The organism is Flavobacterium fluviatile (genome assembly GCF_010645065.1).
GTDB classification, from domain to species: Bacteria; Bacteroidota; Bacteroidia; order Flavobacteriales; family Flavobacteriaceae; genus Flavobacterium; species Flavobacterium fluviatile.
Genome location: NZ_JAADZW010000021.1, coordinates 43,708 through 67,461 on the forward strand (window position 1 = coordinate 43,708; position 23,754 = coordinate 67,461).

Annotated in this window: 18 protein-coding genes and 4 tRNA genes; 21 read left to right on the forward strand and 1 reads right to left on the reverse strand. The window is 34.9% G+C overall.

Translation table 11 applies throughout. From position 1 onward, the window contains the following. Positions 1-22 precede the first annotated feature (22 nt). The 4 genes from GXM17_RS17510 to GXM17_RS17525 all read left to right on the forward strand — a co-directional run bounded on the left by GXM17_RS17510 (position 23) and on the right by GXM17_RS17525 (position 9,126). Entirely contained in the window at positions 23-5,125 is a 5,103-nt protein-coding gene (locus GXM17_RS17510; RefSeq protein WP_163400699.1) for a translocation/assembly module TamB domain-containing protein, read from the forward strand. Next, positions 5,109-7,424, forward strand: coding sequence for a translocation and assembly module lipoprotein TamL (gene tamL, locus GXM17_RS17515; protein WP_163400701.1), 2,316 nt, complete (start codon positions 5,109-5,111; stop codon positions 7,422-7,424). Before GXM17_RS17510 ends, tamL begins: the two co-directional genes overlap by 17 nt. Before the next feature lie 143 nt (positions 7,425-7,567). Then, a complete protein-coding gene (locus GXM17_RS17520; RefSeq protein ID WP_163400703.1) occupies positions 7,568-8,839 on the forward strand; it encodes a DUF2851 family protein in 1,272 nt (423 codons plus the stop codon). Positions 8,840-8,898: 59 nt separating this feature from the next. Next, on the forward strand, positions 8,899-9,126 hold the full coding sequence (locus GXM17_RS17525) for a PspC domain-containing protein (protein ID WP_163400705.1): 228 nt from the start codon (positions 8,899-8,901) through the stop codon (positions 9,124-9,126). Between the two features lie 61 nt (positions 9,127-9,187). Here GXM17_RS17525 and GXM17_RS17530 read toward each other — a convergent pair whose 3' ends face one another. After that, positions 9,188-10,636, reverse strand: coding sequence for an amino acid permease (locus tag GXM17_RS17530; protein ID WP_163400707.1), 1,449 nt, complete (start codon positions 10,634-10,636; stop codon positions 9,188-9,190). Positions 10,637-10,881: 245 nt separating this feature from the next. On the opposite strand from GXM17_RS17530, the gene GXM17_RS17535 reads away from it, so the two are divergent. The 17 genes from GXM17_RS17535 to rpoB all read left to right on the forward strand — a co-directional run bounded on the left by GXM17_RS17535 (position 10,882) and on the right by rpoB (position 23,490). Further along, positions 10,882-11,769: a ComEA family DNA-binding protein gene (locus GXM17_RS17535; RefSeq protein ID WP_163400709.1), complete on the forward strand. Its 888-nt coding sequence runs from the start codon at positions 10,882-10,884 to the stop codon at positions 11,767-11,769. Positions 11,770-11,782: 13 nt separating this feature from the next. Then, positions 11,783-12,925, forward strand: a complete 1,143-nt coding sequence (locus GXM17_RS17540) for an acyl-CoA dehydrogenase family protein (RefSeq protein ID WP_163400711.1) — start codon at positions 11,783-11,785, stop codon at positions 12,923-12,925. Positions 12,926-13,059: 134 nt separating this feature from the next. Beyond that, a complete protein-coding gene (gene rpsU, locus GXM17_RS17545; protein ID WP_095954821.1) occupies positions 13,060-13,254 on the forward strand; it encodes a 30S ribosomal protein S21 in 195 nt (64 codons plus the stop codon). Between the two features lie 120 nt (positions 13,255-13,374). After that, positions 13,375-14,268: a tyrosine-type recombinase/integrase gene (locus tag GXM17_RS17550; protein ID WP_163400712.1), complete on the forward strand. Its 894-nt coding sequence runs from the start codon at positions 13,375-13,377 to the stop codon at positions 14,266-14,268. 34 nt (positions 14,269-14,302) lie between these two features. Then, positions 14,303-14,605, forward strand: a complete 303-nt coding sequence (gene hpf / locus GXM17_RS17555) for a ribosome hibernation-promoting factor, HPF/YfiA family (RefSeq protein WP_025571150.1) — start codon at positions 14,303-14,305, stop codon at positions 14,603-14,605. Between the two features lie 91 nt (positions 14,606-14,696). Then, positions 14,697-14,770 (forward strand) — tRNA-Thr (locus GXM17_RS17560). A gap of 60 nt (positions 14,771-14,830) precedes the next feature. Continuing rightward, a tRNA-Tyr gene (locus GXM17_RS17565) sits at positions 14,831-14,911 on the forward strand. Positions 14,912-14,993: 82 nt separating this feature from the next. Then, positions 14,994-15,065 (forward strand) — tRNA-Thr (locus GXM17_RS17570). A gap of 55 nt (positions 15,066-15,120) precedes the next feature. Then, positions 15,121-16,308, forward strand: coding sequence for an elongation factor Tu (gene tuf / locus GXM17_RS17575; RefSeq protein WP_163400714.1), 1,188 nt, complete (start codon positions 15,121-15,123; stop codon positions 16,306-16,308). Positions 16,309-16,371: 63 nt separating this feature from the next. Further along, positions 16,372-16,442, forward strand: a tRNA-Trp gene (locus tag GXM17_RS17580). 18 nt (positions 16,443-16,460) lie between these two features. Further along, on the forward strand, positions 16,461-16,658 hold the full coding sequence (gene secE / locus GXM17_RS17585; protein ID WP_008466927.1) for a preprotein translocase subunit SecE: 198 nt from the start codon (positions 16,461-16,463) through the stop codon (positions 16,656-16,658). A 10-nt stretch (positions 16,659-16,668) separates the two neighbouring features. Beyond that, complete coding sequence (gene nusG, locus GXM17_RS17590; protein WP_163400716.1) at positions 16,669-17,220, forward strand: transcription termination/antitermination protein NusG; 552 nt, start codon at positions 16,669-16,671, stop codon at positions 17,218-17,220. Between the two features lie 69 nt (positions 17,221-17,289). Continuing rightward, positions 17,290-17,727 (forward strand): 50S ribosomal protein L11, encoded by a 438-nt coding sequence (gene rplK, locus GXM17_RS17595; RefSeq protein ID WP_025572417.1) that lies wholly within the window; start codon positions 17,290-17,292, stop codon positions 17,725-17,727. A gap of 13 nt (positions 17,728-17,740) precedes the next feature. Further along, entirely contained in the window at positions 17,741-18,430 is a 690-nt protein-coding gene (rplA, locus tag GXM17_RS17600) for a 50S ribosomal protein L1 (protein WP_025572415.1), read from the forward strand. Between the two features lie 22 nt (positions 18,431-18,452). Next, complete coding sequence (gene rplJ / locus GXM17_RS17605) at positions 18,453-18,956, forward strand: 50S ribosomal protein L10 (RefSeq protein ID WP_163400718.1); 504 nt, start codon at positions 18,453-18,455, stop codon at positions 18,954-18,956. Between the two features lie 91 nt (positions 18,957-19,047). Then, on the forward strand, positions 19,048-19,419 hold the full coding sequence (gene rplL / locus GXM17_RS17610) for a 50S ribosomal protein L7/L12 (RefSeq protein WP_025572412.1): 372 nt from the start codon (positions 19,048-19,050) through the stop codon (positions 19,417-19,419). Between the two features lie 258 nt (positions 19,420-19,677). Next, a complete protein-coding gene (gene rpoB / locus GXM17_RS17615; RefSeq protein WP_163400720.1) occupies positions 19,678-23,490 on the forward strand; it encodes a DNA-directed RNA polymerase subunit beta in 3,813 nt (1,270 codons plus the stop codon). Positions 23,491-23,754 lie beyond the last annotated feature (264 nt).

Genomic DNA, 23,754 nt, shown 5'->3' on the forward strand with positions numbered 1-23,754 from the left:
TCAAAATGTGTTTTATTGACGTATGAATAAGAATTCCGTTCATTTTCTAAAAAAAACACTACGTGTACTTCTTTGGTGCGTGGGTTCTGTGATTGCACTTTTATTACTTCTCATTATTTTAATCCAGGTCCCGTCAATTCAGAATTTCGTTAAGGATAAAGCGGTAACTTATCTTCATAAAAAGATTAAAACCAAAGTTTCTTTAGATCATATTTCAATAAAATTTCCAAAAGATGTAGTGCTGGAAGGTTTTTATTTTGAAGACCAGAAAAAAGATACTCTATTGGCCGGAAAACGTCTGGAAGTTGATGTTGATCTTTTTAAGCTGGTAAGCAGCGAACTCGAAATCAATTCGGTTTCACTGGAAAATGTAAAAGCGAACATTTCCAGAAATAAAGATGGTGTTTTTAATTTCGATTACATTATTAAAGCTTTCGAATCAAAAGAACCAAAAGTTGAAGATCCGGATGCTAAACCTTTTAAAATATCAGTTGTAAAAGTTAATCTGGATCATGTGAAATTCAATTTTAAAGATGATTATTCTAAAAATGATATTGCGGTAAACCTAACACACTTTGACACAAAATTCAATGGTTTCGATTTAGATAAAATGAATTTTGATATTCCAAACATTAATCTCAATGGATTAAAATTGATTTTAGATCAGGAGGCGGTGGAAAAAGTTGCCGAAGTTTCTGTGGAAACCGTTGATACTATTTCAAAAAGGAAAGATTTTAAATTAAAATTAGACAAAATTTCCTTGTCTAAAATTGATGTTTTATATGATAATAAAGATTCCGGATTAGATTCCGGAATCAGGTTAGGGACTTTAAATTTAACAGTTAATGAAATCGATCTTAATAAACAGCTTTTGGATTTTGATACTTTTGAAGTTGAAAATCTTAAAGGAAATTTACGACTGGGTGCAAAAGATAAGCAGATTCAGGCACCAAGCCTCGACACAACCGCAATAAAACAAGCAGGCTGGAAAGTAAAACTTGCCGACGTGGATATTCAGAATATAGATTTCAAGTTTGATGATATGCAGTCAAAAGCTGTTCCAAAAGGAATTGATTACAGTCATTTGGATCTGGATAAATTCAATTTGAAAGCCAGTAAATTATATTATGCCAATGATACGATTTCGGGAAATATCAAAGGACTTGCCGTTACAGAAAAAAGCGGATTAAATATTCAGTCTTTAAAAACAGATTTTTTCTACGGTCCTAAAAATGCATCTCTCAATAATTTATATTTGAGAACCCCTCAGACACTTGTAAAAGATAAAATTATAGTGGAGTACAAATCGATTGCCTCTCTGAAAAAAGAACCTGGAAACCTTTCAGTTGATGCCAATTTGAATCAGTCTAAAATTGGATTTAAAGATATTTTGCTTTTTGCTCCGGATCTTCAAAAACAAAATCCGTTTAAAAGTAATCCAAATGCAATTTTATATTTGAACACCCGTGTCAGGGGAAAAATAAAAGATCTGGATATTCCAAAGTTTGAGATGAGCGGGATTGGAACTACCAGAGTTTCCCTTTCGGGGAATATAAAAGGACTTCCTGATGCTCAGAAATCATACTATAATCTGGATATAAAAAATATATCAACTACTTCAAAAGACATCACTACGTTTGTACCAGCCGGAACAATTCCGAAAAATATTCAATTGCCTTCAAAAATTAATTTAAAGGGAAAATTTAAAGGTTCTGTTCAGAATTTCAAAACCAATCTGGCTTTAAGCAGCAGTTTTGGAAATGCAAAAGTTGACGGAATGTTTGATCAGCGAGTAAAAAACCGTGAGCGATATGATGCTTCAGTAAGCCTTACAGAATTTGATCTCGGAAGATTAATCAAAAATGATTCGATTGGAAAAATTTCGCTTAAAGCAAAAGTAAAAGGGAACGGCCTTAATCCAAAAACAGCAAACGCAGCAATTGACGGTTTGGTGCAAAAAGCAGTTTTTAACCGATATACTTACAGGGATTTAGCTTTAAAAGGGAATATTGAAAATGGTTCGTTTGCGGTGAAATCAGGAATGAAAGATCCAAACCTTAATTTTGATTTGACAGCAAGCGGTGATACCAAAGAGAAATATCCAACGATAAAATTAAAACTTAATCTAGATATTGCCGATTTAGAGAAACTGAATCTGCACGCCGGACCAATGAAACTCCGGGGAAATGTTGATGCTGATATTACCAATAGCAATCCGGATTTTTTAAACGGAAAAGTATTTCTTTCGAATATCCAGATTTTACAAAAAGAGGAACCAATTGTTCTGGATTCTATCAGGGTTTTGGCTTTTGCAGATAAAGACAGCAATTCGATAAAAATTTCATCTCAGTTTTTAAAAGCTGAAGTAGTTGGAAAATATAAATTGACAACATTGACCACAGCAATTAAAAAGTCCATTTCTAAATATATTGATCTTAAAAACCCAAAAGTAAATGCTGAATCTGATGAACAGCGCCTTGCTTTTACATTAAAAGTAGATAATGATCCGGTATTATTTAAGCTAATTCCTAAACTTACAGGTTTAGAGCCTTTAACGATTACAGGGAATTACAATAACCAAACAGACTCACTGCAGGTTAAAGGAACTATTCCAAGAATTGTGTATGCAAACAATACCATTTCTGACGGAAGAATAAATATCGAGGCTCAGGAAAATGCTTTGGTATATTCAGTTTCCGTAGCTACAATAGAAAGCGGATCGCTAAAAATTCCATATACAAGTCTATCCGGTCAGGTACAAAATAATATTTTGACTTATGCGCTTGAAGTTCAGGATGCAAAAGAAGAACAACAATATTTTATAGCAGGGGAATTAAAAGCAGAAGATTCAAAAAATATTTTTAAGATAAATGCTGAAAATTTTGTTCTTAATTATGAAAAATGGAACATTGATCCTGAAAATGCTGTTGAATTTGGCGATAAAAGACTTTACATCAATAAATTTTATCTGTCTAATGCAGGAAATGAGTTGAAAATCCAATCTCAGGGAGATCGCAATAATGCTCCATTGCAGATAGACTTTGTAAACTTCAATATTGAGACCATTATGAATATGGTCAAAAAGGATGAAGTTTTAATGGAGGGCTTAATAAATGGTTCTGCATTAGTTGAAAATGTAATGACTAATCCAACTTTTACATCCGACTTAAAGATTGATGATTTTACTTTTAAAGGAGAAAAGGTTGGCGATCTTGAAGTCAAAGTGGATAATAAAACAAGCAATACACTTGCTGCTAATGTGCAATTGACCGATGAAGGGAATGATTTAAAACTCGATGGTGATTATAAAACAGACTCAGGAATTTTTGATTTAAATATCGATATCAATAAACTAAATATCAAAAGTATTCAGGGTTTCAGCATGGATAATATTTCAGAAGGAAGTGGTCATCTCTCAGGTAATTTTAAAGTTACCGGAACTACGAAAGCACCACAGATTAACGGTGAATTGAATTTTAATGATGCAGCGTTCAGGGTTACCCAACTCAATTCCTATTTTAAAATAGGAAGAGAAAAAATTACGTTTGATAATGAAACCATTTCGTTTGAGAAATTTTCTGTGTTAGACGAAAATGACAATGAATTGTTTTTAGACGGAACAATCAAATCACCAGATTTTACCAAATTTGATTTTGACCTGATAGTTCAGGCAAACGATTTCAGGGCTGTAAACTCCAAAGCGAAAGACAATGATCTGTTTTATGGTGATTTATTTTTGGACACCAAATTAAATATCAAAGGAAATCTGGACAGTCCGGTTGTTGATGGTACAATTAAAATCAACAAAGAGACAAATTTTTCAGTTGTGTTACCCCAGTCTGATCCTTCCATTGCAGACAGAGAAGGAATTGTAGAGTTTGTCAATGAAGATAATATGTATCTCAAACAGACAATTGATATGAAAAAGCAACTCAACGAGTCTGAATTGAAAGGGATGGATGTAAATGTTGCCATTACAATCGATAAGGAAGCAGAGCTGAATTTGATTATCGACAAAGGAAACGGGGATTACCTAAAATTAAAAGGGGAAGCCGAATTGGTTGGAGGAATTGATCAGTCCGGAAAAACAACCTTGGTTGGGAAATACGAATTTTCAGAGGGAGCTTACGAAATGAATTTTAATGGAATAAAAAGAAAATTTGAAATTCAGAAAGGGAGTTATATTACCTGGAACGGCGAACCAACAATGGCAAATGTGAGCATAACAGCAGTTTACAAAGTTGATGCAGCGCCAATTGATCTGGTTGGTTCACAATTAGCGGCAGAAAGCAGTGCTGTGAGAAACACCTATAAGCAAAAACTTCCAATACAGACTCTGCTGAAAATGAATGGAGAATTGTTGAAGCCTGAAATTTCATTCGGAATTAATTTACCTGAGGGAAATTATAATGTTTCATCAGATGTTGTTGAGGTTACTCAGGCAAAACTTAAACAGCTGGAACAGGACCCTGCAGAAATGAACAAGCAGGTTTTTGCTCTTTTGTTACTAAACAGGTTTGTAGGAGAAAATCCTTTTGCAAGCGAAAGCGGAGGTACAAGTGCAGAATCTATTGCAAGACAGAGTGTAAGCAAGATTCTTTCACAACAATTAAACAATCTGGCAAGCGAACTCGTGACAGGGTTTGAAGTAAATTTTGACTTAGAATCGACAGAAGATTATACTTCCGGCACGCTGGAAAACAGAACTGATCTGAATGTCGCGGTTTCTAAAAATCTGCTGAACGACAGATTGAAAGTAACCGTAGGAAGCAGTTTCGGGGTTGAAGGACAGGAAAGAGCTAATGAGGAAAGTGCCAATATAGCTGGAGATGTCGCATTGGATTATCAGCTTACTAAAGACGGACGTTATATGGTAAGGGCCTATCGAAAAAATGAATATCAGGTAGCTTTTGAAGGTCAGGTAGTAGAAACTGGTATAGCATTCATTATTACAATGAGTTATAATAAATTCAGAGAACTTTTTCATCGTTCCGAAAAAGAAAAAGAACTGATAAAAGAAGAAAAGCTTCGTAAAGAAAAAGAGAAACAAAAAAAGAAAGAGGAGAAAGAAAAAGAAGAAAATCAACCCGAAAATCAAATTGAAGGAAATGAACAAAAAACATAATCATATAAAAAAACAATATGTAAAGTATTTTGTACTGCTGTCTTTATTTTTTGTTTTGGGATGCAGCAATACTAAATATTTACCTGAAGGGGATTTATTATACACAGGAGGATCTGTAACTATAAAGGATTCTGTGATAAAGAGAAAAGACAGAAAGGCACTTGAAAATGAGATGGAAGGAATGTTGCGGCCCAAACCCAATAAGCAGATATTAGGCCTGCGTCCCAAATTATGGATTTATAACATAGCCGGCGAGCCTAAAAAAGAAAAAGGATTTAGATATTGGCTTAGAAATAAAGTAGGTGAACCGCCTGTCTTATTTAGCAAGGTTGATTTGGATTATAACGCTTCTATTTTACGGAATTTTTCTGAAAACAGAGGGTATTTTAAAACGCGTGTAAGTGCCGACTCGACAGTTTCAAATAAAAGGGTTACTGCTGAATATACTGTCGAGCCGAAAAAACAATACATCATAAAAAGTGTAACATTTCCGGATGACTCTTTAAAAATGTCTAAAATTATTGGCAGATCAAGTAAGAGAAGTTTATTGAAAGCAGGAAACCCGTACGATCTGGATATTATAAAAGCTGAAAGGGAAAGAATCGATGCCAGATTAAAAGAACGTGGATATTACTATTTTAATCCCGATTACATACTGGCCAAAGTTGATAGCAGCAAAGGAGATCATGAAGTAAACATTAGATTGGTTATAAAAGATGATGCTCCTGTAAAGGCTCTTACTGCTTACAAAATTGACAAAATTTTCGTGTATCCAAATTTTTCTTTGTCTAATGATAGCATCGTTTACAGAAAAAAAGATATCACCCAATATAAAGATTTCACGATAATTGATACGGCTGATACTTTTGAGCCCAGGATTTTCGACCGTACTATTTATTTTAAAAAAGGGGACTGGTATAACCGAAAAGATCATAACCTGACTTTGAATCGTTTTGTAAACCTGGGTACATTTAACTTTGTAAAAAATGAATTTAAGGTTTCAGACAGTATTCCAAAAACATTGGATTCCTATTACTATCTTACATTGTTGCCTAAAAAGTTTATTCGGGTTGAGGTCTTGGGGAAAACGAATTCTGCCAGTTATACCGGGTCTGAAATTAATGTAAACTGGAATCACAGAAACTTTTTTCGTGGAGCAGAACTGTTCACGCTTTCTGTGTTTGGTGGTGCCGATTTCCAGCTTGGAGGACCCAATAAAGGAAGAAATATTTATAAAATTGGAGCCGAAACAAGTCTGACATGGCCAAGGTTTATTTCTCCGTTTAATTTGCAGGGAAGCAGTGAATTTGTTCCCAGAACCAAGGCTACTTTACGTTATGAATATCAAAAAAGAACACAGCTTTATGCACTAAATTCCTTTAATGCTTCTTTTGGTTATTTATGGAAAGAAAATATCCGTAAAGAACATCATTTAAATGTAATGGACATTACGTATGTAAGTCCAAATCATGTAACAGCTGAATATTTAGAAGATATACAACAGGATCCCGCACTCGCCAGGGTAATTGAAAAACAGCTTATTTTTGGCCCTACTTATAATTATACCTACACCAATACCATGCAAAAACGCCGTAAAAACACCATTTATTTTAATGGTGAATTAGATTTGGCGGGAAATATAACTGGTTTGGTAACCGGGGCTAATGTTAAAGAAGACAATCAAAAAACCATATTTGATGTTCCCTTTAGTCAGTATGTAAAGATAAAAACCGATTTCAGGCACTACTTAAAACTTGGAAAAGAGAGTGAACTGGCGAGCAGACTAATTGTTGGGGCTGGATTTGCTTACGGAAATTCGTCTATGCTGCCGGCATCAAAACAATTTGTAATTGGAGGGACAAACAGTATAAGGGCTTTCCGGGCAAGATCACTGGGGCCTGGTAGTTATGTGGTTCCGGAAACAACAAGTACTTATGTACCGGATCAGTCTGCCGATTTAAAACTGGAGTTTAATACAGAATACAGGGCTACTCTTTTTAGTATTGTAAAAGGGGCAGTTTTCCTGGATGCGGGTAATATCTGGCTCTTAAATACAGATCCTAACAGGCCTGGTGCCGAAATTTCAAAAGATTTTATGAAACAGCTTGCCGTTGGAGCAGGAGTTGGACTGCGCTTTGATGTTTCTTTTTTTGTTTTAAGAACGGATTTAGCTATTCCGCTTAGAAATCCTGCACTTCCTGATGGTCAGCGATGGGTTATTGATGATATTAATTTTGGAAGCGGCTCATGGCGAAAAGACAATCTTATCTTAAATATAGCCATTGGATATCCTTTTTAAATTCACAACTATTATTTTCAAATTGAGAATAGTAGTGTCAATAGGAAATAATGGATAAATTACTTAACTTTTAATTTAAAATTGTAGTATTAATACTAAATTTAGTACCTTAGAGAAATAATTATTTCTAAAAGTCTATTAAAATGAAAGAAGATTTTCTTCATTATCTCTGGAGGTTTAAGAAATTTGACACCCTGAATTTAAAAACTATAAGCAACGAAGAAGTTACAATTATAAATACTGGGAATTATTTAGAACTTGCCGGACCTGATTTTTTTAATGCACAAATTAAAATAGGAAATCAAAAATGGGCAGGAAATGTAGAGATACACTTAAAAGCTTCTGACTGGTATTTGCATCTTCATGAAAAAGATAAAGCTTATGATAATGTCATATTACATGTTGTTTGGGAATATGATGCTGATATTTACAAAAGAAATAATGCTGAAATTCCAGTTTTGGTTTTAAAGGATTACGTATCTCCTGAAACCATTTTGAATTACAACAGACTAAAATCTCCAAAATCGTGGATTTATTGTGAAAAACAAATCGCCAATATACCGGGATTTGTTTTTAAAAATTGGCAGGAACGTTTATTCTTTGAACGTTTAGAAAGAAAATCACAAGCTATTTATGATTTACTTAAGGAAACAAATCAGGATTGGGAAGCGGTTTTGTTTTGTTTATTAGCGAAGAATTTTGGTTTGAATACTAATGGAAATGCATTTTTGCAATTGGCAAAAGCAATTCCGTTTTCTATTATTCGGAAAGAAAGTTTCGAGCTTGAAAACCTTGAAGCTTTATTTTATGGAATAACGGGTTTACTGGATGCGGATAAAGAAGATGTTTATTTTAAGGATTTAAAATTCAGGTATTTTTATCTGCTGCATAAATATCAGATCCCAAAAGTGTATGTTGAGCCAGTTCAGTTTTTTAAGCACAGGCCGGATAATTTCCCTACAATTCGTCTTTCGCAGTTAGCGGCATTATATCATCAGTATCAAAACCTGTTCTCTAAAATAATGGAGTTGAAATCGATTGATAGTATTTATAAGTTATTTGATGTTTCAGTCAGTTTATACTGGAAAAATCATTATCAATTTGACAAAGAAAGTCCAAAGAAAGCAAAATCATTATCTAATTCATTTATAGATTTATTGGTCATAAATACAATAGTCCCTTTGCAGTTTGCCTATGCTAAAACCTTAAATGAGTCAGTAGCAGAAGATTTAATTTCTATTTTGGATGGCATATCACCGGAGAAAAATTCCATTATCGAAAAATTTAATTCATTTGGGATCACTTCTCAAAATGCTTTTGAAACTCAGTCTTTACTGCAGCTTAAAAGTCAATATTGCGATATTAGCGGCTGTATGAAATGTGCAGTTGGTATAGAGTTGTTAAAAAGCAATTAGGATAACAAATATATCAACTGGAAAATTTTGTATTTTTGCCAGACTTTATAACTTGAAAAATGTCACTAATTTTAAAACTGAAATTCTTTTTCGAAAAATACGGTTTTCATGTATCTTCCAGATTAGCAGATAAGCTGGGAATGCGTGTTACAAATGTTCGGCTTTTTTTTATTTATATTTCTTTTGTCACAGTTGGTTTGGGCTTTGGTGTTTATCTTACCCTTGCTTTCTGGATTAAGCTAAAAGATTTAATTAGGGCGAAAAGAACCTCGGTGTTTGATTTGTAAACAAAAAAAGGATTATAAAGTGTAAGCTCTATAATCCTTTTTACATATAAGAAGAATATCCTTATTCCGGATTATTCAGTTTACTGTTTTTCTTTCCGTAAATGAAGTAGATAAGAATTCCTAATGCCATCCATATTATAAGTCTGGCCCAGCTTTCGTTTGGCAGCGAATACATTAACGCAAAACAAATAACAATACCAGCTATCGGCACAAATGGAACCCACGGAGTTCTAAAGGCTCTAGGGGCATCCGGCATTTTTTTACGCATAACCATAACACCTATACAAACTAATACGAATGCTAACAATGTCCCGATACTTACCATATGTCCTAAGTCACTAACAGGTACCAGCCCTGCAAATAAGCTGACAAATATTAAAAAGAAAAGATTTGTTTTCCATGGAGTACGGAATTTTGCATGGATTTCGCTAAAGAATGGAGGCAGTAAGCCATCTTTACTCATTGTATAAAAGACACGGCTTTGTCCCATTAACATTACCAGCATTACAGAGGTGTAACCAGCCAGAATAGCAATAATTAAACCAGTCTGCAAAAAGTCATATCCGGTTACAGCAAAAGCTGTAGCTGCTGGTTTCGCATCACCTGCAAATTTATAGTAAGGTACAAGTCCGGTCATAACATGAGAAAACAATACATATAGCAAGGTACAGATTACTAAGGAGCCCAAAATACCAATAGGCATTCCTTTCTGTGGGTCTTTGGCTTCCTGAGCGGCAGTAGAAACAGCATCAAAGCCAATAAAAGCAAAGAAAACAGTACCGGCACCTGCAGCAATTCCTGACCATCCAAATTTTCCAAAAACGCCTGTATTTTCAGGGATGTAAGGAGTATAATTGGTTGTGTCTATAAATTTCCATCCTAATACAATAAATATAACAACTACCGCAACTTTTACCACTACTAATATATTATTTATTGTTGCGGATTCTTTTGTTCCTTTAATTAATAATAGGGAAAGTAATGAAACGATAAAAATCGCGGGTAAATTGACGATTCCTCCTTCTATCACAGTGCCATTGCTTAATGTCAGAGTTTCCCAGGGAGAACAAATTAAGTCAGGAGGAAGATGAATATTAAACTTTGCCAATAGTTCAAGCAGGTATCTCGACCAGCTTACGCCAACTGTAGCAGCTCCTAAAGCATATTCTAAAACTAAATCCCATCCTATTATCCAGGCCATAAATTCTCCCATTGTAGCATAAGAATAGGTATATGCACTACCGGCAACCGGAATCATTGAAGCAAATTCAGCATAGCACAACCCCGCAAATGCACATCCTATTGCGGCTAAAACAAATGATAATGTTACGGCAGGACCTGCATGGTCTGCAGCTGCAATTCCTGTTAGGGAAAATAACCCTGCCCCAATAATTGCTCCAACTCCAAGTGCAACAAGCGAACGTGAAGATAAGGTTCTTTTTAATCCTTTTTCAGATTCGGATGCTTCACCAAGCAATACCGAAAGAGGTTTAGTTTTCCAAATTGACATATATAATATTGGTTTATTGTTATTAAGCTTCAAATGTATTGTTTTTTGTAAAAAATAAAAACAATTATAAACTTTTAAGTTATAAAATATTTAATTTTTAGTTAGAATACGATACAAAAGTTCTGATTTATCTTCAATACTTCATAGCACTAACAAATGTTTTTTCATTTTTTTATTTTTGCAAACATCATATTGCGGTATTTTCTTATAAATTAGCACATGTTAAATTTGCTAAAAGCTTAAAAATGAATTTTAAAGATGTTCTGAGAGTTTTAAAATATACTAGCCAACAACGTAAAGGCATTTTTTATCTGCTAATTTTAATTATTGTTTTACAGCTGTTTTATTTTTACTCTGATTTCAGTCAGTCTGACAAAGTAAATCCAGAAGAACAGAATTGGCTGGCTTTGCAATCTGAAATTGACTCCTTAAAAACACTCAAGAAAGGTTATAAACTTAAAATTTATCCTTTTAATCCCAATTTTATTTCAGATTATAAAGGATACAAACTCGGAATGTCAATTAAGGAAATCGACAGGTTTTTGGCTTTTAGAAAAGAAAACAAATATGTCCGTTCTGCAGAAGAGTTTCAGAAAGTAACCAAAGTTTCTGATTCTTTATTAGATGTTATTTCACCTTATTTCAAATTTCCTGATTGGATTCGGGATAAGAAAACTTTTAATAATTACAGCAAAGAATATGCTACAAAATCATTTTCTAAAAAGGAAAAAATGGTTGTTTTGGATATCAATCAGGCAAGTCAGGAAGATTTAATGAAAATTAAAGGAATTGGTGAAGCATTGTCATTGCGGATTTTAAAACAAAAAGAAAACATGAAAGCTTTTGTTTCTATGGAACAATTAAAAGATGTATGGGGGCTTTCTCCGGAGGTTATAAATGAATTACAAAAGTATTTTAGAGTTTCTTCTTTCCCGGTAATTAAAAAAATCCCTGTAAATGATGCATCCTTAAAGGAGTTGTCTCAGTTTCCATATTTTAGATATGCTTTGGCGAAGCAGATTGTAACTTACAGGAGCATGAACGGAAATATTAAAAATATTGAGGATTTAATAAATATTAAAGGCTTTCCTGTTGAAAAAGCAAATATAATTAGTTTATATTTGGAGTTCTAAAACCAGGTTACAAATGAATTTTGATTTTAATGAAACGCAGTCTATGATTGCGCAGTCTATAAAAGATTTTACCGAAAAAAACATAAGACCATATATGATGGAGTGGGATGAAGCGCAAACATTTCCAATTCCATTGTTTAAAAAATTAGGTGAAATGGGATTTATGGGAGTCTTGGTGCCTGAGGAATATGGTGGATCTGGTTTAGGATACCATGAATATGTTACAGTAGTCGAAGAAATATCAAAAGTTGATCCGTCGATTGGATTGTCGGTTGCAGCGCATAATTCATTATGTACAAATCATATTTTGACTTTTGGTAATGAACAACAAAAGAAAAAATGGCTGCCAAAGCTCGCAACAGCAGAACATATTGGTGCTTGGGGACTGACAGAGCACAATACAGGTTCTGATGCGGGAGGCATGAACACAACAGCTGTTAAAGATGGTGATTTTTGGATTGTAAACGGAGCGAAAAATTTTATAACACATGCGATTTCAGGAGATGTTGCAGTTGTTGTAGTTCGTACCGGAGAAAAAGGTGATTCCAAAGGTATGACGGCTTTTGTATTTGAAAAAGGTATGCCCGGATTTACTTCAGGAAAGAAAGAAAATAAATTAGGAATGCGTGCCAGCGAAACAGCTGAACTGGTTTTTGATAATTGTCGGGTTCCGGATGAAAATAGATTGGGGGAAGTGGGCCAAGGGTTTGTTCAGGCTATGAAAATTCTGGATGGAGGAAGAATTTCTATTGGAGCCTTGTCACTCGGAATTGCAAAAGGAGCTTATGAAGCAGCACTTAAATATTCAAAAGAAAGGTGTCAGTTTGGTCAGCCGATCAGTAACTTTCAGGGAATTTCATTCAAACTCGCTGATATGGCTACTGAAATCGAAGCATCTGAATTATTATTGCATAAGGCAGCTTTCTTAAAGCAACAACACAAGCCAGTTACTACTTTAGGAGCAATGGCAAAAATGTATGCTTCGGAAGTTTGTGTTAAGGTTGCAAATGAAGCAGTTCAGATTCATGGCGGATATGGCTATACAAAAGATTTTCCGGTAGAGAAATTTTACAGGGATGCTAAATTATGTACTATTGGTGAAGGAACGACAGAGATTCAAAAATTAGTTATTTCCAGAAATTTATTGAAAGAATAAAGAATATTATGAGTTAAAGTCTATTGTCTTTTATCTGTGTTCTTTTTTCTTTTTAAAATAATTTATAATTTATAAGTCGTAATTCAGAATTAATATTTACTTTTGCAGCCTTAACGAAAGGAGGTGTCTATATTATGTTAATTATACCAATTAAAGACGGAGAAAATATCGATAGAGCATTAAAGCGCTATAAAAGAAAATTTGATAAAACAGGAACTGTTCGTCAACTAAGAGCACGTACTGCTTTTATTAAGCCTTCTGTTGTCAAAAGAGCTCAAATTCAAAAAGCGGCTTACATTCAGGGCTTGAAAGATAGTTTAGAGAGTTAATATCAGCTTTTTTTAAAATAATTACCGTTAGTCATCAAAATAAATTAACTTTGATGCTAACGGTTTTTTTTATGCTTAATTTTTAAGTAGTGATAATGTAAAAAAAATATTCTGTTTCTTATGAAGTCAAATAAAGATGCATTTCGTGATTATCTTCAGTTGGAGAAAAAGTATTCAGAACATACTGTTAATGCTTATCTGAATGATATTTCGTTTTTTGAGATGTTTAATAAAGCTCGTTTTGATCAGGATGGTATTGAAGGTGTGAATTACAGTCAGATCAGGAGCTGGATTGTTTCGTTGGTAGATGAAGGTGTTTCAAATGTGTCTGTTAACAGGAAAATGGCTTCCTTAAAATCCTTTTATAAGTTTATTTTAAAAACAAAACAAATTGAAGTTAGTCCAATGCTAAAGCATAAAGCATTAAAGACTCCTAAAATTGTTCAGATTCCTTTTTCTGAAAAAGAATTAACTGATTTGATGCGCGAGGTTGGAACTCCTGTTGGTTTCGAAGAAATAAGAGATAAGTTAATCGTGGATCTTTTCTATACGACTGGAATGCGAAGGGCTGAATTGATACATTTAATGCTGGTTAATGTGGATTTGTCTTCAAACGTTGTTAAGGTTTTAGGTAAAAGAAATAAAGAACGTATCATTCCGGTTTTGCCAATCATTACCGAGCAGTTTAAAATGTATTTGTGTGAGCGTTCGTCTGTAGAGGGAATAGTGGATGGGGATTATTTTTTTATTTCTAAAAAAGGGTTAAAATTAAGCGAATCTTTTGTGTATCGTCTAATAAATTCATACTTTAGTAGGGTCTCTGAAAAGGTAAAAAAGAGTCCTCATGTGCTTCGGCATACATTTGCGACTCATTTATTAAATAACGGAGCAGATTTAAATTCAGTTAAAGAATTATTAGGGCATTCTAGTTTGGCTTCTACTCAGGTATATACTCACAATAGTTTAGCGGAACTTAAAAAAGTATATGCTGGTGCACATCCGAGAAGTAAATAATAGTTCTGAAATGTTTAATCTTAAAATTAGTATTATGAAGGTAGATGTTCATGCCGTTAACTTTACTGTTGACAGAAAGTTGGTAGATTTTATTCAGGAAAGAATGGATAAATTAGAAAAATATTACGATCGGGTTGTCTCTGCAGACGTTTTTTTAAAAGTGGAAAGAACAAGTGATAAAGAGAATAAAGTTGTCGAGATTAAGATTAATGTTCCTGGAGATGAATTTCTCGTTAAAAAACAATGTAAGACTTTTGAAGAAGCGGTAGAACTTTCGGCGGAATCATTAGAACGTTTGCTGGTAAAAAGGAAAGAAAAGATAAGAGCTCACATATAATTGAAATTTTTTTTCGAAAAATGTTTTGATACAAAGATAAAATAGCTACATTTGCAGTCCGTTAGAAATAGCGGACTTTTTTATTGCATTCGCCGATGTAGCTCAGCTGGCTAGAGCAGCTGATTTGTAATCAGCAGGTCGTGGGTTCGAGTCCCTCTATCGGCTCAATAAATTTCAAATGCGATTTGAAATTAGTTCTTTAAAATGATGGAATTTTAAAAATTAGGGGAGATACTCAAGCGGCCAACGAGGGCAGACTGTAAATCTGCTGTGTGAACTTCGCAGGTTCGAATCCTGCTCTCCCCACAAAATGGATTTTAGATGGTTTTTCAGGTTTTGATTTTAATGAAATGAAATGCTGAATTGGAACTTTTAAATCAAGGATTCTGCCGGTGTAGCTCAGGGGTAGAGTGCTTCCTTGGTAAGGAAGAGGTCTCGGGTTCAAATCCCGACATTGGCTCAAGTAAGTAGGAAATTGAAAATTAATATATAACTAAGATTAAAAATTAAGTAAAATGGCAAAGGAGAATTTTAATCGTTCCAAACCGCACTTAAACATAGGTACAATTGGACACGTGGATCACGGAAAAACTACATTAACTGCTGCAATTACAAGAGTATTGTCAGATGCTGGTTACTGTCAAGCAAAATCGTTTGATCAAATCGATAACGCTCCAGAGGAGAAAGAAAGAGGTATTACTATTAATACATCACACGTAGAGTACGAAACTGCTAACCGTCACTACGCTCACGTTGACTGTCCAGGTCACGCGGATTACGTAAAGAACATGGTTACTGGTGCTGCTCAGATGGACGGAGCTATCTTAGTAGTTGCTGCTACAGATGGTCCAATGCCACAAACTCGTGAGCACATCCTTTTAGGTCGTCAGGTTGGTATTCCAAGAATCGTTGTTTTCATGAACAAAGTGGATATGGTTGATGATGCTGAGTTGTTAGAGCTTGTTGAAATGGAAATTAGAGATTTATTATCTTTCTACGAATATGATGGAGATAATGGTCCTGTTGTTCAGGGTTCTGCTTTAGGTGGATTGAACAATGATCCAAACTGGGTTCCTAAAATTATTGAATTAATGGAAGCTGTTGATGCCTGGATCGAAGAGCCAGTGCGTGACGTAGCAAAACCATTCTTGATGCCGGTTGAGGACGTATTTACTATTACAGGTCGTGGAACTGTTGCTACAGGTCGTATCGAAACTGGAGTTGCTAATACTGGAGATCCTGTTGAAATCATTGGTATGGGAGCTGAAAAATTAACTTCTACTATTACAGGAGTTGAGATGTTCCGTAAAATCCTTGACAGAGGTGAAGCTGGAGATAACGTAGGTTTATTGTTAAGAGGTATTGATAAAGCTGATATCAAAAGAGGTATGGTTATTATTAAGCCAGGATCAGTAAAACCACACGCTAAATTTAAAGCTGAGGTTTATATCTTGAAAAAAGAAGAAGGTGGACGTCATACTCCATTCCACAATAACTACCGTCCACAGTTCTACGTACGTACAACTGACGTAACTGGAGTTATTTCTTTACCAGCAGGTGTAGAGATGGTAATGCCAGGTGATAACTTGACAATTGAGGTTGCTTTATTAAGCCCAATCGCAATGAACGTAGGTTTACGTTTTGCTATCCGTGAAGGTGGTAGAACAGTAGGTGCTGGTCAGGTTACTGAAATTGTAGAGTAATTTCTATAAATATTAAAAACAAAGCCAGTTGGTTTTTCTTAATTGAAACAACTGGCTTTAATTACGGGCGTAGTTCAAGGGTAGAATAGCGGTCTCCAAAACCGTTGATGGGGGTTCGAATCCCTCCGCCCGTGCAATAAAAAATATATCAAATGACAAAAGTTACGAATTATTTATCAGAGGCTTTCGAAGAGTTAAAGTCAAATGTTACTTGGCCGGCTTGGGCTGAGGTTCAGAAATTGACAATTGTTGTGGCTGTATTTTCGATTCTTTTCGCTTTGGCGACTTGGGGAGTAGACGAATTTTTTGCAAAAGCTTTGGCTGGATTTTTTAACTGGTTAAAAGGATAATTTTTTTGTGATGGCAGATAATAATGTGAAGAAATGGTATGTGGTTAGAGCTGTAAGTGGCCAGGAGAATAAGGTAAAAGCTTACATCGAAACCGAGATTGCCAGATTAGGGATGGAAGATTATGTTTCCCAGGTTTTAGTGCCTACTGAAAAAGTGGTTACTGTGAAAGAGGGAAAAAAGATTTCTAAGGATAAGGTATATTTTCCTGGATATGTAATGATTGAAGCTAACTTAGTTGGTGAAATACCTCATATTATTAAGTCAATCACTAGTGTTATTGGTTTCTTAGGGGAAATTAAAGGAGGAGAACCTGTTCCTTTGAGATTGTCTGAAGTAAATCGTATGTTAGGTAAAGTGGATGAGCTTGCTGTGAATACAGATACAAGATCGATTCCATTTAGCCTGGGTGAAACAGTAAAAGTGATTGATGGTCCTTTTAATGGTTTCAATGGTACGGTTGAAAAAATAAATGAAGAAAAGCGTAAACTTGAAGTTATGGTTAAGATTTTCGGAAGAAAAACACCATTGGAACTGAGTTTTATGCAAGTAGAAAAAGTATAATTTTTTGTTACATCTATAATATCCATCATAATCGCTTCCAAATGATTATGGTGTTAAATTTTTTAAAAAATGGCTAAAGAAATTAGTAAGGTAGTTAAACTACAAGTTAAGGGAGGTGCTGCGAACCCGTCGCCACCGGTTGGACCTGCTTTAGGAGCTGCTGGGGTTAATATCATGGAGTTTTGTAAGCAGTTTAATGCTAGAACTCAGGATAAACCTGGCAAAATTTGTCCAGTGCAAATCACTGTGTACAAAGACAAATCATTTGATTTTGTTGTTAAGACTCCTCCAGCTGCAGTACAGTTAATGGAAGCAGCAAAGCTAAAGTCTGGATCAGGTGAACCAAATCGTAAAAAAGTAGCTAGTGTTACTTGGGATGTTATCAAAGCGATTGCTGAAGATAAAATGGTAGATTTAAATGCATTCACAATCGAATCAGCAATGAGTATGATTGCCGGAACCGCTAGATCTATGGGTATAACTGTATCAGGAGAAGCTCCTTTTTAATTAAGAGAAAGAAATGGCAAAATTGACAAAAAAGCAAAAAGAGGCTGCTTCAAAAATTGAAAAGAACAAATTGTACTCTTTAAAAGATGCTGCTGCATTAATTAAAGTTGTTGCTTCTGCAAAATTTGATGAGTCTGTTGATATCGCAGTTCGTTTGGGTGTAGATCCAAGAAAAGCGAATCAAATGGTAAGAGGTGTAGTTACTTTACCTCACGGAACAGGAAAAGACGTTAAAGTATTAGCATTGGTTACTCCGGATAAAGAAGCAGAAGCTAGAGAAGCTGGAGCAGATCATGTTGGTCTTGATGATTACCTACAAAAAATTAAAGATGGTTGGACAGATGTTGATGTTATTATCACTATGCCGGCTGTTATGGGTAAATTAGGACCATTAGGTCGTATTTTAGGACCTAGAGGTTTAATGCCAAACCCTAAAACAGGTACTGTAACTATGGATGTTGCAAAAGCTGTTCAAGAGGTTAAAGCTGGTAAAATTGACTTTAAAGTTGATAAAACTGGTATCGTTCACGCAGGAATTGGTAAAGTTTCTTTTGGAGCTGAGCAAATTGTTGACAACGCACACGAAATTATTCAAACATTAATAAAACTTAAACCAACTGCTGCTAAAGGTACATACATTAAAGGTATTCACCTTACAAGCACTATGAGTCCTGCTATTGCATTAGACCCAAAAGCAGTATAATTGGTAGTTAAAAATTTTTAGTATGACTAGAGAAGAAAAATCAATCGCGATTGAAAATTTAACTGCGCAGTTAGCTGGTACAAATATCATTTATGTATCTGATATTTCTGGTTTAAACGCAGAAACAACTTCAAGCTTACGTAGAGCTTGTTTTAAGGCAGGTATCAAATTAGAAGTTGTTAAGAACACTTTGCTTGCAAAAGCAATGGAAGCTTCTGCTAATGATTATGGTGATTTACCTACAGTTTTAACAGGTAACAGTGCAATATTTATTTCTGATGTTGCTAATGCACCTGGAAAAATTATCAAAGATTTCCGTAAGAAATCTGATAAACCTCTTTTAAAAGGAGCTTATATCAATTCTGAAGTATATATTGGAGATAATCAATTAGATACATTAGCTACGATTAAATCTAAAGAAGAGTTACTTGGAGAACTTATTGGATTATTACAATCTCCAGCTCAAAGAATTATTTCTGCTTTACAAAACAAATTCGCTGGTAGCGAAGAGGAAACTGAAGCATAATAATCGAAACAGGGATTTTTTTTTCCTTGTTGCTTAATTAGCGCACAATAAATTAATTATATTTTACAAATCATTTTAAACGATAGAAAAAATGGCAGATTTGAAACAATTCGCAGAACAATTAGTTAACTTAACAGTTAAAGAAGTTAACGAATTAGCAACAATATTAAAAGACGAGTATGGTATCGAGCCTGCTGCTGCAGCTGTAGTAGTTGCTGCTGGTGGTGGAGAAGGTGCTGCTGAAGAAGCACAAACTGAATTTACAGTTGTATTGAAAGAAGCTGGTGCTTCTAAATTAGCTGTAGTAAAATTAGTTAAAGAACTTACAGGTTTAGGTCTTAAAGAAGCTAAAGATGTAGTTGATGGTGCTCCAAGTACTGTTAAAGAAGGTGTTTCTAAAGAAGAGGCTGAAGGTCTTAAAAAATCATTAGAAGAAGCTGGAGCTGTAGTTGAGCTTAAATAATTCAACTCGGTTTTAAGAACTAGGTTTAGGTCCTGAGTTAACACTCAAAGGCCTAAACCATTTTTCGTATAATAAAATATATCAAATTTTATTATCAAATAGTTTAAAATACGAAAAAGTTTTTGATCAGTACGAAGAAAGAAAATAGAGCCATTTTTGGTTTATTTTTAAAGATGTATTGATTATAAAAAGAAAGTATAATTAAACAGTGTGTTTTACACAAAAACTACTTTTTTTTAATCAAAATTTTGTTCATTGATGATAACAAATCAGACTGAAAGATTGAATTTTGCCTCTACAAAAAATATTCCTCAATATCCGGATTTTCTGGATGTTCAGGTTAAATCATTTAAAGATTTTTTTCAATTAGAAACTAAATCTGATGAGAGAGGTGACGAAGGATTGTATAATACCTTCATGGAAAATTTCCCAATTACAGATACCAGAAACAACTTTGTATTGGAATTCCTTGATTATTTTGTAGATCCGCCACGTTATACCATTCAAGAATGTATAGAGAGAGGTCTTACTTATAGTGTGCCTTTAAAAGCCAGATTGAAACTATACTGTACAGATCCGGAACATGAAGATTTTGAAACAATTGTACAAGATGTTTATCTTGGAACTATACCTTACATGACTCCAAGTGGTACTTTTGTAATTAATGGTGCCGAGCGTGTTGTAGTATCTCAATTACACCGTTCTCCAGGGGTTTTCTTTGGACAATCCTTCCACGCTAACGGAACTAAACTTTATTCTGCCAGAGTAATTCCTTTTAAAGGATCCTGGATAGAATTTTCTACAGATATTAACAGCGTTATGTACGCTTATATTGATAGAAAGAAAAAATTACCTGTAACAACTTTATTCCGTGCAATCGGTTTTGAAAGAGATAAAGATATCTTAGAGATTTTCGACTTAGCAGAAGAAATTAAAGTTTCTAAAACAGGTATTAAGAAATATATTGGAAGAAGACTTGCTGCTCGTGTTTTGAACACATGGCATGAGGATTTCGTAGATGAGGATACCGGAGAGGTAGTTTCTATCGAACGTAACGAAATCATCCTTGATCGTGACACTATTATTGACAAAGATAATGTTGAAGAGATCATCGATTCTAACGTAAAATCTATTTTGTTACACAAAGAGGATAATAATCAGGCAGATTATGCTATTATCCACAACACGTTACAAAAAGATCCAACAAACTCTGAAAAAGAAGCTGTAGAGCACATTTACCGTCAGTTGCGTAACGCTGAACCGCCTGATGAGGAAACTGCTCGTGGTATTATAGATAAATTGTTCTTCTCTGATCAACGTTATAACTTAGGTGAAGTTGGTCGTTACAGAATGAATAAAAAATTAGATTTGGATATCCCTATGGATAAGCAAGTGCTTACCAAAGAAGATATCATTACAATCGTTAAATATTTGATCGAATTAATCAACTCTAAAGCGGAGATTGATGATATCGATCACTTGTCAAACCGTCGTGTTAGAACAGTTGGTGAACAATTGTCTCAACAATTCGGTGTTGGTTTAGCACGTATGGCCAGAACTATTCGTGAGAGAATGAACGTTAGAGATAACGAGGTGTTTACACCAATTGATTTGATCAATGCTAAAACATTATCGTCAGTTATCAACTCTTTCTTTGGTACTAACCAGTTATCTCAATTTATGGATCAAACGAATCCATTAGCTGAGATTACGCACAAAAGAAGACTTTCTGCACTTGGACCAGGTGGACTTTCGAGAGAGAGAGCTGGTTTCGAGGTTCGTGACGTTCACTATACTCACTATGGTCGTTTATGTCCGATCGAAACTCCTGAGGGACCAAACATTGGTTTGATTTCATCTCTTGGTGTTTATGCAAAAGTTAACGGAATGGGATTCATCGAAACTCCATACCGTAAAGTAACAAATGGTGTAGTTGATTTAGAAAGTACTCCGGTTTACTTAAGTGCTGAAGAAGAAGAAGGTAAAATGATTGCTCAGGCAAACATTGAAATGGACGCTTCTGGTAAAATTACAGCTAGCAATGTTATTGCTCGTGAGGAAGGTGACTTCCCGGTTGTTGAGCCATCTGTAGTTCATTATACAGACGTTGCTCCGAACCAGATCGCTTCGATTTCTGCATCTTTGATTCCTTTCCTTGAGCATGATGATGCGAACCGTGCGTTGATGGGATCGAACATGATGCGTCAGGCAGTTCCTTTGATCCGTCCTGAAGCACCGATTGTTGGTACAGGTTTAGAGCGTCAGGTAGCTTCTGATTCAAGAGTATTGATCAATGCTGAAGGGCATGGTACTGTAGAATACGTAGATGCAAACATCATTACTATTAAATATGATCGTACAGAAGACGAGAGAATGGTTAGTTTTGATGCTGATGAGAAAACATACAACCTTATTAAATTTAGAAAAACCAATCAGGGTACAAGTATTAACCTGAAACCAATCGTAAGAAAAGGTGACAGAGTTATTCCTGGTCAAGTATTATCAGAAGGATATGCTACTCAAAATGGAGAATTAGCTTTAGGTAGAAACTTAAAAGTTGCGTTCATGCCATGGAAAGGGTATAACTTCGAGGATGCGATTGTAATTTCTGAGAAAGTAGTTCGCGATGATATTTTTACTTCTATCCACGTTGATGATTATTCATTAGAGGTTAGGGATACTAAGTTAGGAAACGAAGAGTTAACAAACGATATTCCTAACGTTTCTGAAGAAGCTACTAAAGATTTAGATGAAAACGGTATGATCAGAATTGGAGCAGAGGTTAAACCTGGCGACATTCTAATCGGAAAAATTACACCAAAAGGAGAATCAGATCCAACTCCAGAGGAGAAATTGCTTCGTGCGATTTTCGGGGATAAAGCGGGTGATGTAAAAGATGCTTCATTAAAAGCTTCTCCATCTTTACACGGTGTAGTTCTTGACAAAAAATTATTTGCAAGAGCCGTAAAAGATAAACGTAAACGTACTCAGGATAAAGATGCTTTAGGTGCTTTAGAAATGGAGTTCGAAACTAAATTTGTTGAATTAAAAGACAGATTGGTTGAGAAATTATTCCTGATCGTTAACGGAAAAACATCTCAGGGTGTAATGAATGATTTGGGTGAAGAAGTTTTACCAAAAGGTAAAAAATATACTCAAAAAATGCTTTACGCAGTAGAAGATTTCGCTCACTTAAGCAAAGGTCAGTGGGTTGCTGATGATGCTACTAATAAAATGGTTAATGATTTAATTCATAACTATAAAATTAAGCTGAACGACTTACAAGGAGCTTTAAGAAGGGAGAAATTCACTATTACAGTTGGAGATGAATTACCATCTGGAATCTTAAAATTGGCTAAAATCTATATCGCTAAAAAACGTAAGTTAAAAGTAGGTGATAAAATGGCAGGACGTCACGGTAACAAAGGTATTGTTGCAAGAATCGTTCGTCACGAAGATATGCCTTTCCTTGAAGACGGAACACCAGTAGATATCGTGTTGAATCCACTTGGGGTACCTTCACGTATGAACATTGGTCAGATTTATGAGACGGTTCTTGGATGGGCTGGTATGAACTTGGGTAGAAAATTTGCTACTCCAATCTTCGACGGTGCTTCTCTAGACGAAATCAATGCTTTGACGGATGAAGCTAATGTACCACGTTTTGGACATACCTATCTTTATGATGGTGGAACTGGAGAGCGTTTTGCACAAAAAGCAACTGTGGGCGTAATTTACATGCTTAAATTAGGACACATGGTTGATGATAAGATGCACGCACGTTCTATCGGACCATACTCATTGATTACGCAACAGCCACTTGGAGGTAAGGCTCAATTTGGAGGTCAGCGTTTTGGAGAGATGGAGGTTTGGGCACTTGAGGCTTATGGAGCTTCTAGTACACTACGTGAAATCTTAACTGTTAAGTCTGATGACGTTATTGGTAGAGCTAAAACTTACGAAGCTATCGTTAAGGGAGAAACTATGCCAGAACCAGGTTTGCCAGAATCATTCAATGTATTAATGCACGAATTGAAAGGTCTGGGATTGGATCTTCGTTTGGAAGAATAATGTTTTAGTATTCAGTGTTCAGTATTTAGTAATCAGTGATAAGCTGAACACTAAATTCTGAATACTGAACACTTTTTTATAATAAGTTTTTAAAGATTTATACCCGTAAACCGTTCCGATTTTTTATAACAATGCGAGGCATTTTATAATTAGCACTTCAAATAAGAATTTGAGGTTTAGAGAAGTAACCCGAGGTAGTAGCTGAATGATTAACTCTTATTTTTTTTAAGAGTAGATTATAAATCTAAAATCAATTTTTTAATT